Below are 13860 nucleotides of genomic sequence, written 5' to 3'. Positions count from 1 at the left end.
TTGAAAGGGGCTGCTCCTAGTACGAGAGGACCGGAGTGGACGAACCTCTGGTGTTCGGGTTGTCATGCCAATGGCATTGCCCGGTAGCTAAGTTCGGAATCGATAACCGCTGAAAGCATCTAAGCGGGAAGCGAGCCTTGAGATGAGTTCTCCCTGGCACTTTAAGTGCCCTAAAGGGTTGTTCGAGACTAGAACGTTGATAGGCAGGGTGTGTAAGTGCTGCGAGGCATTGAGCTAACCTGTACTAATTGCCCGTGAGGCTTAACCATACAACACCCAAGGGGTTTTGTGGACTCAATACAAGAACGATTGAATGTGTAAGAACTTTATATAGAAACAGCTTTCCGAATTAAAGAATTTGCTTGGCGACCATAGCGTTGCGGACCCACCTGACTCCATGCCGAACTCAGAAGTGAAACGCAGTAGCGCCGATGGTAGTGTGGGGTCTCCCCATGTGAGAGTAGGACATCGCCAGGCTTTAAATTATGAACACTTGTTATAAATAACGAGTATTCCACTGCGGAGTGGTAGTTCAGTTGGTTAGAATACCGGCCTGTCACGCCGGGGGTCGCGGGTTCGAGTCCCGTCCACTCCGCCATTAATCGTAAAGCCCTGCTAGCAATAGCAGGGCTTTTTCGTATGCCTAGAATAATCTGTGTATCAATCGTTGCTTGATAGCATCTTCATTTTTTTGAATAGCACTCTGCTGTATTCGGTTCGTTATTATTATCCTTATGCGCAGAGGGATTTCTGTCGCCATCCTAGGTAATCTATCCCGTTTTACGCTTACCCTCTGCTGTTAAAAAAAGCCCATGATATTGCATGGGCTTCTTGTCTTTCTGGTAATGAAAAGCCTACTTAGCGAAAGCTAAACCGCTATTCAAAGTGCGCTTTCTTTTGGTTTGTTTGCTGGTAGTTCAGGCGCTGGAATAACCATCCAAGCGCTATGAGTGATCCACCTAGCCCTAAGAAGCTAATCGCTCGCCAGATCCCCTCTAAGGTTGCTGTATCGAGTAAAAATACTTTGAATACAGCGACGCCAAGAGTCGCTAAGCCAACCTTCTGGAGGATGGAGTTTTCTTTTCTTACTCCAAAAAATGTCGCTACAGCACCAGCTATAATAAGCGCCACAGAGTAACTGAACATCTCTGCCATACCTGTTGGTTGGCTCAATGTCATTTCACCTTCTTGCCAAAACTGGCGAATTGAGTAAGTCATCCATAGTGCAAAAGCTGTGGCTGAAAATGCGTATAGATGAAGGGCTTTAATCGATGCGGTATGAAATTTATACCTTGCGATAATGGCACTTATTATTCCGGGGACTAACCAACCAATTGATAACCAGTTAATGAGCGGTAAATCATTACCCACAACATATGTATTAACTAGTGGCTGATAAATTGAATTGAGTATTATAAATAGACTAGCTCCAATGGCGAGTAAGGTGTAAGAGTAGCTTTGGTAAAGCCAACCCAAACTCAGCGATGCTTTTTGTTTGAGTTGATATACACCAAATAGAGCCAATGATTGGCACATAAAGAGCGAAGCACTGTAGAAGCTGAATGCCGAAATAAAGTTAAAGCTGCCAAGTAGCCAGTAGTTGCTTTGAGCAAAAGTTAGCACTATGGCTACATGTAAGATCGAGGCATCAAACCATTCTTTTAATTCACTATTGGACTTAGTTAGAATCTGCCGTGCACTTAGCAAGATTATTAATGCTGGGAGATAACAGGCTAAAACCCAGCTCCATGCGCTAAATAATTTAATCTGTAGGTCTGATACAAAGGGAATTAAACTCATTAAGACAATAAGTAAACTCATGATGGCCTTAACGGCGAGTTTACCTGGTGAACAGAACTGTTTGTCTATTTGGATCACTGCCACCAAAATTTGCAGTGCAATCACGAGTATCAGCAATTCACTATTAATATAACAATAGCTCAGCACTAAAATAACAAGATGTAGTGCAATCGAAGTTTCCTGTACTAATTGTCTGGTTTTGTGTGCGTACAAGAGGGCAGTTATGCTGGTCGCAAAGCTAAATATAGCCCAATAATTTAAGTCTTGTGTATGGGTGTGATTGAGATAAAGCAGGTTGAAAATCAGTAATATGGGTAGAGAGAGAAAAGCCATCCAGTAGGCAACAGGATCTCGATCACCGTATAAGTATTGGCTGTAAGTTCTAACCGCTATGATTAAAGTCAAAATGCTAACAATCCACCATACATAGCTTTGTGGTGCATTATCGGTAATGGCAATCGCTGATAGTTGTACCATTAAAGTAGCCAATACAGTGACGCCATAAAAAGCTTGAGGAACGAGCTTGCGTCTTAACATTGGTAATACAAGTAACAGAGCAGGGAATACGAAGATCAATAACTCTTCACTATTCGAATAGAATGACTGCTTAAGGAAAACGATACTGACTAATGCTAGTCCAATTGACGGTATGATCGGATGGGCATAACGCCATGTTTTTGCAGATTGATAGCCAGTTTTAACTTTCCAGCCCATTGTTGGAGTAAATACAAGCAAATAGCTACTTAGCGGGATGAATAGTAAATACCACAAATTACTTAGTTCAGTAGGGATGCTGAATGCGATTAACAGCAGCCAGAGGCAATGACCAACGGATACGCATGTTGGTAGCCACTTTATCTTGCTACGAGAGTAAGTCAGAAGTCCTGCGAATGTTATAGCCAAAATATAACTGCTAAGCAGAAGATAGTTTGGTTCACTACCACCAATCCAGATTGGAGCGCTATAGCCACCGAATAGACCGAGCGCAGCCATCAGCGATCCCAATCTTAGAGTTAACGCAAGACTGGTTAATGCCAGTATAGCCATTGCGATTAATGCAACGCTTGGGGTAAAGAACTGATAAATAACGGTTGAAAATAGTATCGTGGCATATAACCCACTCATTCCTGAAGAATAGAGAGCTGCAGGAATATAGGTGCTGGCTCTTTCACTGAGGAAAGTGACGGAAATCGCGCTGATTTTTCTATGTGCCCATTCGCCAAGTGATATGAGTAATAGTGAGATAGTTGCGGCTAAGATAACCCTCAACATCGGAGGGACGGTAAAGTTGCTGCCAACCTCTTGAACTAGATATCCTGCACCAATAACCATGGCGATCCCGCCAATCCAAACTAGCCAATTGTCACGCATATGATCGAAGCATTTATCTGCCCATTGTTGCATTTGTTGTGACTGTAATGTGAATTGAGGTTGTGTGGAAAGCGCTAGTGATTCGATTTCATATGAAGCATCTTGATTAAGCTCCGATTTCGTTTCTTCTTTTTGCTTCTGCTGATTTACTGTTGGGCTAACGTTAGTTACTTGAGTTATGGAAGGTGTAACGGCAATGGGTTCTGTGATTGTTTCACTTTGGGCTTGTGGCTGAAGAGTTGGGTTATTGTGTTTTAGCTTTTCTATATCCAGTTTAAGCTGCTTGATCTGCTGCTCAAGTTGGTTTGCTTTTTGGTAGGCTTTTAAGGCCATAATGGGGGCGATGATGGCAGCTGCTACAGCCATCAAGCCGATAATACCAATCAATTCCATGACTCATTTCCATGCCGTTCTTGCCAGATATAGGCTCATCAACGCTGATGCTGATGTAAGATTCGATAGAAAGAGTATAAAGCCAATCTAAGTTTATGAAATAAGACCGCCATTAATAAGCCCTTACTTATACCGTCAATAACGGAATACTGGGCAGAGATCGCTATGGCGCTTGGTTAATTTCACGGATGTATACAAAAATGTCTTTCACTTGTTGCTCGGATAAAACACTCCCCCAAGCTGGCATGCCTTCATTGCCGTTCAGCACTGTGTCAATTAGTTCGGCTTCTGTTTCGAACCAAGAGTTTAGCCCGTCATTAATATTTGATGGAGCCTCACTCAGCGCTTTGCCAGCGATGCCGTCGCCATGTCCAAGCTCACCATGGCATGAAGAACATAACATCTGATAGTTCATTTTACCTTCATCAATAGGATTCGCATTAACTAAAGATGATGTTGAAAGAGTCAAAATTACGATTAGTGTTGATAGAAGTTTTTGCATCTGTTTGGTACCGTGTTTAATCAATATATTTATAGAATGCAATACTCTATATGAATTGATTCTGAACAACTTATTTAGAATAAAAAAAAGCCGACCTGATGGTCGGCTAGTTGGTTATGTATAAATATTCTATTGGTTATTAATTAGTGTTAGTGCTTTCTTTGATACTTCATGCGCTGCTTTGTTAAAATTTTGCTTTTCTAGAGCGTCAGCGAGGTAAGAATAATCTGAAACATTAGAACGTTGCGCGAGCGCTTTTTCTAAATGTTGTTGAGCCTCTGACCATTTTTGAGTGCGCAAGTGGAACTGAGCCAATGCACTGTGAGCTTCAGCATTATTAGCATCTTTGCGTAAAGCATCTTCGAGAAATACGATAGCTGGGTGGTTATCGGTGAGATTTAGTTCAGGTAGTAATTTATAAAGATCCGCAATAGGGTGCTTCTTCAGCGTCTCTTTAATAATGGTGAACGCTTGGTCGTCTGCTTTGCGGCTGATCAACTGTTTGGTAAAGCACTCGACTAGATGTAGATCTGATTTGAGCTTACGAGGAAGCGAGTTCCAGTGCTGAAGTAGACCTTCACTGCCTTTATTTTCTGCAATCTCAGCCAGTAGACCACATTGTGCTCTCAATTCGAGTTGCTGCTGCTCTTCTTTGTCGATGAGTTTTGCTTTTATCAGTTTAGGCAGAAGCTCTAAAAGTAGTTCCCAAAGCTTTAACTCAACATACACAGACTTAAGTAAGTTGAGCACAATAGGGTTATTTGGGTATTCGCCCTTTAGATCAGAGAGTGTAGCGAACGCGTCATTAAAATTCGTCTCACGTAATTGTTGCTTTGCACGTGTTAACTCGACGGCAAGACGAGAATCTTTCTGCTCAGTTGCTAACTTTAGGTAATGATCGCGTTTATTAGCATCACCTAGCCCTTGTGCCGCCTCGGAGGCTACAAGGTAGCAGAGCAGTGGCATATCGTGGTGGTTTGCCCAACGCGTTACTTTCTTCTCTGCATCTTTAAAATCACCTTCGAGTAGTTTGATGATGCCTTCGTTGGTGTAACGACGAGAACGACGCATTTTACGTACGCTGAAATAATTCCATGTCGCTGAACTCGCGTAGAAAATTTTCTTAATTATGAACTCTAAACCGAAAAGACCTGCGAGTGCTGCAATGATAAATATCACGAGAGTAGTAACACTCATTTCGATGGTCTTATCAGCCACAGATACGAGGACATAGCCTTGTTGGCCATTGTATTGGCTGCCTACAAACAGCCCTGCACCTAAAATGGCAAAGAGGAATATAAGTCGAAACATTATTTCTCCTCCGTCACTAAGGTTGTTACTTCGCGGCGTAGTCGTTCGCGGATGACATCAGATAGAATTTGCTGAGTTTCTAATTTAACTGGATATTCAACTTGGACAGATTGCTTACCGAGTAGCTCTAGAGTCTTATTAAATTCTTTTACTGAGGTATTTTCTTGATCATAGAAAGATTGTGACCAGGTTTTCGCAGTTGTTAGTGCCGCTACATAAATCTCTTGCTGCTCTACATAAACAGCTTTGATAGCCGTTTCAAGTTTCGCCTTCATGTTTTCTTTTAGATAGAAATGCTGTTGAGGTGAAAGTAGTGGGATCGCATTGCCGTCACGAGTGCGGAAGGTAATGAAATTCTCTGAGAAATCTTTAAGAGACGCCTTTAGGTTTGATTGCCAGTCATTGATATCTTGCGAGACTTGCTCTGGCTTCTCAATTTTAGCTTCAGGAAGAATGGCGTTTGCCAGTGGTAAACTATCGACTTGTTGCTGAAGGGCAGTTAAACGTAGCACCAAACCATCGCGATCAATGAGCGGTATAGATTTTAGGTTAGTGATGTCGTTTGCCATTGATTTACGTAAAGGCACCAAACTTGGGTCATTGAGTGCCGCGATACGCTGATCTGCACTTTCCATTAGAAGGGTGGCGCTTTCAGCGTCATGTTCTAAGAATAGTTTACGTCCCGCCAGCTTTACTAAATAGTCAGCTTCAGCTAGTAGCCAATCATTGGGACGGCGTCCTTTAACATCAGAAATTGCCAACTGAAGGCTTTCAATACTTTTCTGTTGTTGTGCTAAAACAGTTTCCGCACGATGAGTGACTTCCGTTGCCTTGGCAATAGTTGCCTGTTCTACCGCTTTCACTTCACTGATTAATGATGATTGAGTTTGATCCAGCTTAGCGCTGAGTAGCTTAATTTGTTCTTGGTATTGCGCGTCTTTTTGTTGGATGTGGAACGTTAAGCCACCACCAAATAAAATAGAAAGCACGATAGCAATTGCGCCTAGCTTCACCCCACGTTTACCCTGTTTTTCTTCTGCTTGGGGCGCTTTGGCTGGCTTAGTTTCTTTTGCAATGCCGCTATCTGCAGGCGTTGTTTTCTCGACTTTGGCTTCTGGTTCGGTGGGTGAGGTTATCTCGACATTTTGCTCTTGAGCTTGTGATTCCTCAGTTTTTTCAGATTCAACCTGATCGTTATTCTTCTTACTTGTCATTATTTTCGTCCTGTTTCCTTGGCCAGAGCTGCCAATAAGTCTTTATTTGAAGCACTTCCTGTATTGACGACGGTATGGAAGCCAACGCGTCGCGCTTCAATAGCTATGCGTTCACTCGGTACAAATAGCGCTAATTTAAAAACCCAATCTCTATACTGTGGCGCAATTTGCTCTATGAAGAAATTCAGTTGTCCCGAGCTAGTAATGATTAGTTGATTTATCTGACTATCTTGCCAGAAAGGCACTGCAATTTCTGAGCGGAAAGCGAGATTTTTCCGTTTATAAACCTCACAGTACTGTACTTGAGCTCCTCGTTCGACGAGAGCGTCGTAGATTAACTCGCGACCGCCATTCCCTCTTAATATGACAATTCGCTTTCCAGATACATTTTGCAACTGGGTCAGTTCAAGCAAGTTCTCGCTATCACTTCTCTCTGGGTAGTGTACTTTCTGATGAGTTGATTTGCTTAAAAACTGCGCAGATTTTTGACCGACGGCAAGGTAGATTGCTGTTTTGGGCCAACTCACGTTAGCGTTAGTGAGAGATTGATGAGTGAATTCAATGGTGTGCTGACTAACAGCAATGATGATATCTGCCGTTGGCAACACACTTATTAAGCTGGGGATTTGCTCCCCAGCTTGGATGGTGATTAGTGGATGGTGAAGCGCTTTGAAGCCATGCTGATTGAGTTGATGGCAAAGCGAGATTCCTTGTTCACCAGGCCGAGTAACCAACACTGTCATATGGGTTACTCGTGTTCAGCGTATAATCTAGTTAGGATTTCACGAGCGCCAGCATCAAGTAGTTGGTTTGCTAGCTTCACACCCATCTCCTCGGCTTGAGCACGTGGCCCTCTAATTTCACCGCGAACCATCTCTGTACCGTCAGGCTCGCCAACCAATGCCCGTAGCCATAGGTTGTCTCCTTCAAGTAATGAGTAACTACCAATTGGTACTTGGCATCCACCTTCGAGAGTAATATTCATCGCACGCTCACATTTGACCCGATCAGCGGTATCGGTGTGGTTGAGTGGTGCAAGCAGTTCAATAAGGCGTTCATCATCAAGGCGACATTCGATGCCAACCGCTCCTTGACCAACCGCAGGTAATGACTGCTCTGGTTCAATAAAGCTTGCGATACGCTCTTCAAGTTTTAATCGTTTAAGACCAGCCGCCGCCAGTACAATGGCGTCATACTCACCAGCATCTAATTTGCCTAGGCGTGTTCCTACGTTCCCGCGCAATTCTTTAATAACAAGATCTGGGCGATATTCTTTCAGCTGACACTGGCGTCGAAGGCTACATGTGCCGACAATCGCACCTTGAGGTAAGTCGTCCACGCAAGCGTATTGGTTTGATACAAACGCATCGCGAGGATCTTCACGTTCACAGATAGTGACAAGACCGAGGCCTTCAGGAAAATCGACAGGTACATCTTTCATTGAGTGCACAGCAAGATCGGCTCGCCCTTCTAGCATTGCCACTTCCAGCTCTTTAACGAACAGACCTTTCCCACCCACCTTCGCTAATGGCGTATCCAAAATGATATCGCCCTTGGTCACCATTGTAACGAGTTCAACCTCGAGGCCTGGATGCGCTGCTTGCAAAGCATCTCTTACATAGTATGCCTGCCATAGAGCTAGAGGGCTTTTGCGAGTCGCAATTCGAATTGGAGAAGTGTTTGTCATATTCGCCTGTTTTGAATTTGTGGTTGATGGCTAATCCTACCACTGAGAAGGAAAAAAATTTACTTATCTATGCTTTGAATGAAGAAATGCATTCGGAGTGGCACAAATCGGTCAAAATATTGTGATAAAAGTCTCGTTTGTTGACTAGGTTATTATTAGAAAAGGCGGATACACACCAAACTAGGGGCTAGGAACTTCACGGAAGTTGAAACACAAAACAATGTAGATTCGATCGTACAATTCTTTACCAATTAAAATAAAAATGTTAGATTGATCACGTTTTGTTGGCGCTTTTGGCGGTTTTTTGAGCAAAGCGTATTATAGGAAATAACCAAGGAATCTCCCTTGCAGGCTTACACCGAGAAGTTAATTCAAAGATTAGATAGTTTGAACCAGCAGCGAATTGATCGCGCGCTGGCACTTATGGATTTACAAGCTCAGCGAGTATTTCATCTTATTCCTGCTCTCCTGCACTACAATCATCCTGTATTCCCCGGTTATAACGATTCACAAACCCCTTATGGTCTCTATGGGTTTGAGCTCAACCAAGAGCAACAACAGTTCATCGAAGATACTGAATTAACCATTGGTCAGTCGTTAGTCGCAAACCCTCGTCCTGCTATTTTAGCCTTATATACTATGGGCAGTACTTCATCGATTGGGCAAAGCACATCCAGTGACTTGGATATTTGGGTTTGTGTGTCGCCATTAATGAGCCGAGATGAGCGTGAAATTCTCAATAATAAATGTCTGCTAATTACTGATTGGGCACAAAGCCAAGGGGTAGAAGCAAACTTTTTCCTTATGGATGAAGATCGTTTTAGATCAAATCGTTCTGAGGAAATGACCGGCGATAATTGTGGTTCATCGCAACACATGCTGTTGTTGGATGAGTTTTATCGCAGTGCTGTCCGTTTAGCAGGTCAACGCTTATTGTGGCAAATCGTCCCTCCGGAAATGGAAGAGTGCTACGACGAATACGTTAAAGAGCTTTGTAATAAGGGCTTTATTGATTGCAATACTTGGATCGATTTTGGTCAGTTGCACCGTATTCCAGCTGAAGAGTATTTTGGCTCGAATTTGTGGCAGTTATACAAAAGTATCGACTCGCCTTATAAATCGGTACTGAAAGCCATCTTATTGGAAGCGTATTCGTGGGAGTACCCAAATGCACAGTTACTCAGTATAGATACTAAGCGTCGATTCTTTGCGAACGAGCCAGCTCTCTACTGCATGGATGCTTATTATCTGATGTTGGAAAAGGTGACTCGTTACCTTGAGCGTATTGGTGATACTACACGCCTTGAGCTTGTTCGCCGCTGTTTCTACCTTAAAACGCATGAAAAATTATCACGTGAGCCTGGCGCTGGGTCAGTCCCTTGGCGCCGTGAGGTATTAAGTATTTTGGTAGAAAAATGGCAGTGGCAACCACAAGTGATTGCTGAACTGGATAACCGTCGTCACTGGAAAGTTGAACAAGTTAAATTGGTGCACCATTCGCTGTTAGATGCATTGATGCTCAGCTACCGTAACTTGATTCAGTTCGCACGTCGTAACGACATCACATCAGCCATTAGCCCACAAGATATCAGTATTCTTGCGCGCAAGTTATACGCCGCATTCGAAGTGTTACCGGGCAAAGTGACTTTGCTCAACCCACAAATTTCCCCTGATTTACACGAACCGGAACTGACTTTTATTGAAGTTCAACCGGGCCGTACCAATCAATCTGGCTGGTACCTTTATAAACAACCTTTGCAGCCACATCGAATTTTGGGTCAACCCTCTCTCGACCACAACGAATATCTAAGTAAATTAGTTGCTTGGGCGTTTTTTAATGGTTTGATTACGGAATCAACTCATTTGAATGCGGTAATTCGTGATGCCCACCTCGACATTGATAAGTTCTATCAAATGGTGGGTGATTTACGTAATACCTTTTCACTACGTAAACGACGCCCAACAATGCAGGCGTTAGCGAGTCCTTGTGAAATTAGCCAGCTAGCGATGTTCATCAACTTTGAAGAAGATCCGACAGCAGAATTAGGCAGTAAGTCGCTTAAAGTTGAATTGAAAGATATTGATATCTTCAGCTTTGGTCCAGAGCAGAAGTGCTTAGTAGGCAGTGTTGATTTAGTTTACCGAAATTCTTGGCATGAGGTGCGTACCTTACATTTTAAGGGCGATACCGCAATGCTTGATGCGTTGAAAACGGTGTTGGGTAAGATGCATCAAGATGCAATTCCACCGGAATCTGTCGATGTGTTCTGTTATAGCAAAAACTTACGCGGTGTAATGCGTAATATGGTGTACCAGCTATTGGCCGAGTGTATTGATTTACGTTTAAAGCCAGTTGAGCCAGAGAAACGCCGCCGATTTAAAGCACTACGTGTTGCTCAGCAGATGTATGGTTTGTTTTTTGAGCGTCGTGGCGTGTCTGTGCAGATGCTGGAAAACTCAGTCGATTTCTATCGCAGTATTTCGACCAACAAGTTGAACGGTTCACCATTACTGATGTTGGACCAAGAGCAGGATTATCAGTTACCAGCGATTGTCGACAATTGTGCTAGTGAAGGCTTAGTTCAGTTCTTTTTTGAAGACAATGAGCAAGGTTTCAATATTTATGTGCTTGATGAGGCAAACCGAGTTGAGGTTTATCATCAATACAATGGCGAAAAAGATGAAATGATTGCCAGTGTGAATAACTTTTATACATCTGTTCGTGATGATAATAAGGTGGCATCGAAGTTTATTAACTTCAACTTCCCGCAGTATTATCAAATCGTGTATTGCGAGGAAGGCGGAGAGCCTTATATTGTGCCTTATCGCAATGATGGTGCAACGTACGAAAAGCCCAATCGCGCGGTTAACGTCTAAAAATAAAAAAGAGCATATTGTTGCTCTTTTTTATTTTTAACCCTTACACCCAGCCAATTGTTTCACCAGCGTGTTTTTCACACTCTTGTTTTACCATCGCAATCAATTCGATGCCTGTTTTTGAGCAGACCCATTGCTGAGCAACGTAGGCAAAGTGAAAGCCACCTGAACGAGAAGCAAGCCAAATTTCTTTCATCGGTTCTTGGCGATTGATAATGATTTGGCTGCGGTCTTCAAACTCCAAAGTCATTACGTTGCCTGATGTTTCGTAGTCAACATCAGCGCCTGAATCATCAATCATTTCCTCGATGAATTGCATTTGCTCATCCGCAAGTTGATGAAATTCTGTATCGTTCATCTTGTCTATCCTATTGCTTTTCCTGAGTGTGGTGCGATTATAGGGGGCATTGAAAGAATAATCACGGTTAGACCTATGAAAAAATCAATCTTGGCTCTATTTCTTGTCTCTATGTTGGGTTTGGCTGGTTGTGGTCAAACGGGACCACTTTATACGCCTGATGACGCGCCACAAAACGAAACGTCTCAGTAATATCGCAATCGGCAATGACGCCAGGTGATAAACAACAAATAATTTAAGGGATAGCAAATTGGATTACTTCAACTATCAGGATGATGGCCAACTTTGGGCCGAAGAGGTTCCTCTTTCTGACTTAGCAGAGCAGTTTGGAACGCCACTTTACGTATACTCTCGCGCTACGATTGAGCGTCATTGGCATGCGTTTGATAAATCGGTTGGCGAGCATCCACATTTGGTGTGCTTTGCAGTAAAAGCCAATTCAAATATTGGCGTACTGAATGCGTTAGCTCGTTTAGGATCAGGGTTTGACATTGTCTCTGGTGGTGAATTAGAGCGCGTACTTGCCGCCGGCGGTGATCCAAGCAAAGTGGTATTTTCTGGTCTCGGTAAGACTGAAGCAGAAATGAAACGAGCTCTGGATGTGGGCATAAAATGCTTCAATGTTGAATCAGAGCCAGAGCTAGAACGCTTAAATAAAGTAGCCAGTGAGATGGGTGTCAAAGCGCCTGTATCCTTGCGGATCAACCCTGATGTTGATGCTAATACACATCCTTATATTTCAACCGGTCTGCGTGATAACAAATTTGGTATTGCTTTTGACCGTGCACCAGTCGTTTACACACTCGCTAACAGCCTAGAACACCTCGATGTAAAAGGTATTGATTGCCATATCGGATCTCAACTGACAGATCTTGAACCCTTTATTGATGCCACCGATCGTTTGTTAGCGCTCGTTGATCAATTGAAAGCTCAAGGTATTAATATCCGACATTTAGATGTTGGTGGTGGTTTAGGGGTTATTTACCGTGATGAGCTTCCTCCGCAGCCTTCTGAGTACGCTAAAGCGCTACTTGGTCGTTTGGACAATCATCAAGATCTTGAATTGATATTCGAACCAGGTCGAGCGATTGTTGCTAATGCCGGCGTGTTGTTGACCAAGGTCGAATTCTTGAAACATACCGAATATAAGAATTTTGCCATTATTGACGCGGCGATGAATGATCTCATGCGACCTGCACTATACCAAGCATGGCAAGATATCGTTCCGGTTCTGCCGCGTGACAGCGAGGCAAAAACCTATGACGTGGTTGGGGCAATTTGTGAAACCAGCGACTTCTTGGGTAAGGATCGTGCATTAGCCCTTGAAGCTAATGATTTACTGGCTGTTCGCTCAGCTGGTGCGTATGGCTTTGTGATGGCCTCTAACTATAATACTCGTACAAGAGCTGCCGAAGTCATGGTTGATGGCAATCGAGCGCACTTGGTTCGTCAACGTGAAAAACTGTCGAGCTTGTGGGAGCTTGAAAGCGTATTACCGGAGTAATTGAAACTGTATGCATTTCCATTTTTCTAAAATGCATGGTTTGGGTAACGACTTTATGGTTGTGGATTGTATTACCCAAAACATTTTTTTCTCCCCAGATTTGATCCGTCGTTTGGCTGATCGAAATACTGGGGTAGGCTTTGACCAGCTTCTTGTGGTTGAAGCTCCTTATGATCCTGAAAGCGATTTTCACTACCGTATTTTCAATGCTGATGGCAGTGAAGTAGAGCAGTGTGGTAATGGCGCGCGATGTTTTGCTCGTTTCGTTCGCATGAAAGGGTTGACCAACAAATACATCATCGGTGTGAGTACTAAGAAAGGCAAAATAGTGCTCACTATAGAAGAAGACGACCAAGTTACCGTGAACATGGGCGTGCCTGAGTTTGAGCCAAACAAAATTCCATTTAAAGCCAAACAAATGGAAAAGACCTACATTATGCGAGCAGAGGATAAAACCTTGTTCTGTGGTGCAGTGAGTATGGGTAATCCTCATGTTGTTACCGTAGTGGATGACGTTAATACGGTAGACGTTGGGACGCTAGGTCCCATGCTCGAGTCTCACGAACGTTTTCCGGAACGTGCCAATGCGGGTTTCATGCAAGTTCTCAATCGAAATGAGATCAATCTACGCGTTTATGAGCGTGGAGCGGGTGAAACGCAAGCGTGTGGTAGTGGCGCCTGTGGTGCGGTTGCCGTTGGTATACTGCAAGGTTTGCTTGATGAGCAGGTGAAAGTACATCTACCTGGCGGTGAACTGAATATTCGCTGGCAAGGCATGGGTACACCACTGTATATGACAGGACCTGCAACGCATGTCTTTGATGGACAAATTAACTGTTAACT

11 protein-coding genes, 1 tRNA gene and 2 rRNA genes are annotated in these 13860 nt (G+C 43.4%); 7 read left to right on the top strand and 7 right to left on the bottom strand.

The genetic code is table 11. From position 1 onward, the window contains the following. From L4C38_RS19805 to L4C38_RS19795, 3 genes are all read left to right on the top strand, one after another. Positions 1–269: ribosomal RNA gene (locus L4C38_RS19805) — 23S ribosomal RNA — on the top strand; the annotation flags it as partial. A gap of 92 nt (positions 270–361) precedes the next feature. Next, positions 362–477 (top strand): 5S ribosomal RNA (gene rrf, locus L4C38_RS19800). 44 nt (positions 478–521) lie between these two features. Further along, positions 522–598: transfer RNA gene (locus L4C38_RS19795), tRNA-Asp, on the top strand. Between the two features lie 278 nt (positions 599–876). Here the strand turns inward: L4C38_RS19795 and L4C38_RS19790 are convergent. From L4C38_RS19790 to hemC, 6 genes are all read right to left on the bottom strand, one after another. Continuing rightward, a complete protein-coding gene (locus tag L4C38_RS19790) occupies positions 877–3564 on the bottom strand; it encodes a DUF2339 domain-containing protein (protein ID WP_428799270.1) in 2688 nt (895 codons plus the stop codon). A gap of 163 nt (positions 3565–3727) precedes the next feature. Beyond that, entirely contained in the window at positions 3728–4066 is a 339-nt protein-coding gene (locus L4C38_RS19785) for a c-type cytochrome (protein ID WP_428799269.1), read from the bottom strand. Positions 4067–4195: 129 nt separating this feature from the next. Continuing rightward, positions 4196–5377, bottom strand: coding sequence for a heme biosynthesis protein HemY (locus tag L4C38_RS19780; protein ID WP_428799268.1), 1182 nt, complete (start codon positions 5375–5377; stop codon positions 4196–4198). Then, on the bottom strand, positions 5377–6591 hold the full coding sequence (locus L4C38_RS19775; RefSeq protein WP_428799267.1) for a uroporphyrinogen-III C-methyltransferase: 1215 nt from the start codon (positions 6589–6591) through the stop codon (positions 5377–5379). The genes L4C38_RS19780 and L4C38_RS19775 overlap by 1 nt, the downstream gene beginning before the upstream one ends. Beyond that, the gene (locus L4C38_RS19770) at positions 6591–7334 is read right to left on the bottom strand and encodes a uroporphyrinogen-III synthase (protein WP_428799266.1); all 744 of its coding nucleotides are present in this window, start codon (positions 7332–7334) and stop codon (positions 6591–6593) included. The genes L4C38_RS19775 and L4C38_RS19770 overlap by 1 nt, the downstream gene beginning before the upstream one ends. A gap of 5 nt (positions 7335–7339) precedes the next feature. Beyond that, positions 7340–8278, bottom strand: coding sequence for a hydroxymethylbilane synthase (gene hemC / locus L4C38_RS19765; RefSeq protein ID WP_428799265.1), 939 nt, complete (start codon positions 8276–8278; stop codon positions 7340–7342). A 345-nt stretch (positions 8279–8623) separates the two neighbouring features. On the opposite strand from hemC, the gene L4C38_RS19760 reads away from it, so the two are divergent. Continuing rightward, the gene (locus L4C38_RS19760) at positions 8624–11155 is read left to right on the top strand and encodes a class I adenylate cyclase (RefSeq protein ID WP_428799264.1); all 2532 of its coding nucleotides are present in this window, start codon (positions 8624–8626) and stop codon (positions 11153–11155) included. 43 nt (positions 11156–11198) lie between these two features. Here L4C38_RS19760 and cyaY read toward each other — a convergent pair whose 3' ends face one another. Next, complete coding sequence (gene cyaY / locus L4C38_RS19755) at positions 11199–11513, bottom strand: iron donor protein CyaY (protein WP_428799263.1); 315 nt, start codon at positions 11511–11513, stop codon at positions 11199–11201. Between the two features lie 75 nt (positions 11514–11588). Between cyaY and lptM the strand changes: the two genes are divergently transcribed. From lptM to dapF, 3 genes are read left to right on the top strand one after another with little or no spacing between them, the layout of a single operon-like run. Continuing rightward, the gene (gene lptM, locus L4C38_RS19750; RefSeq protein ID WP_428799262.1) at positions 11589–11705 is read left to right on the top strand and encodes an LPS translocon maturation chaperone LptM; all 117 of its coding nucleotides are present in this window, start codon (positions 11589–11591) and stop codon (positions 11703–11705) included. Between the two features lie 58 nt (positions 11706–11763). Beyond that, positions 11764–13017: a diaminopimelate decarboxylase gene (lysA, locus tag L4C38_RS19745; protein WP_428799261.1), complete on the top strand. Its 1254-nt coding sequence runs from the start codon at positions 11764–11766 to the stop codon at positions 13015–13017. Positions 13018–13027: 10 nt separating this feature from the next. Then, positions 13028–13858, top strand: coding sequence for a diaminopimelate epimerase (dapF, locus tag L4C38_RS19740; RefSeq protein ID WP_428799260.1), 831 nt, complete (start codon positions 13028–13030; stop codon positions 13856–13858). Positions 13859–13860 lie beyond the last annotated feature (2 nt).

This window comes from Vibrio kasasachensis, from assembly GCF_050337565.1.
Lineage (GTDB): Bacteria > Pseudomonadota > Gammaproteobacteria > Enterobacterales > Vibrionaceae > Vibrio > Vibrio kasasachensis.
Note: the sequence above shows the minus strand (reverse complement) of the source record. Positions and strands in the feature narration are given on the sequence as shown.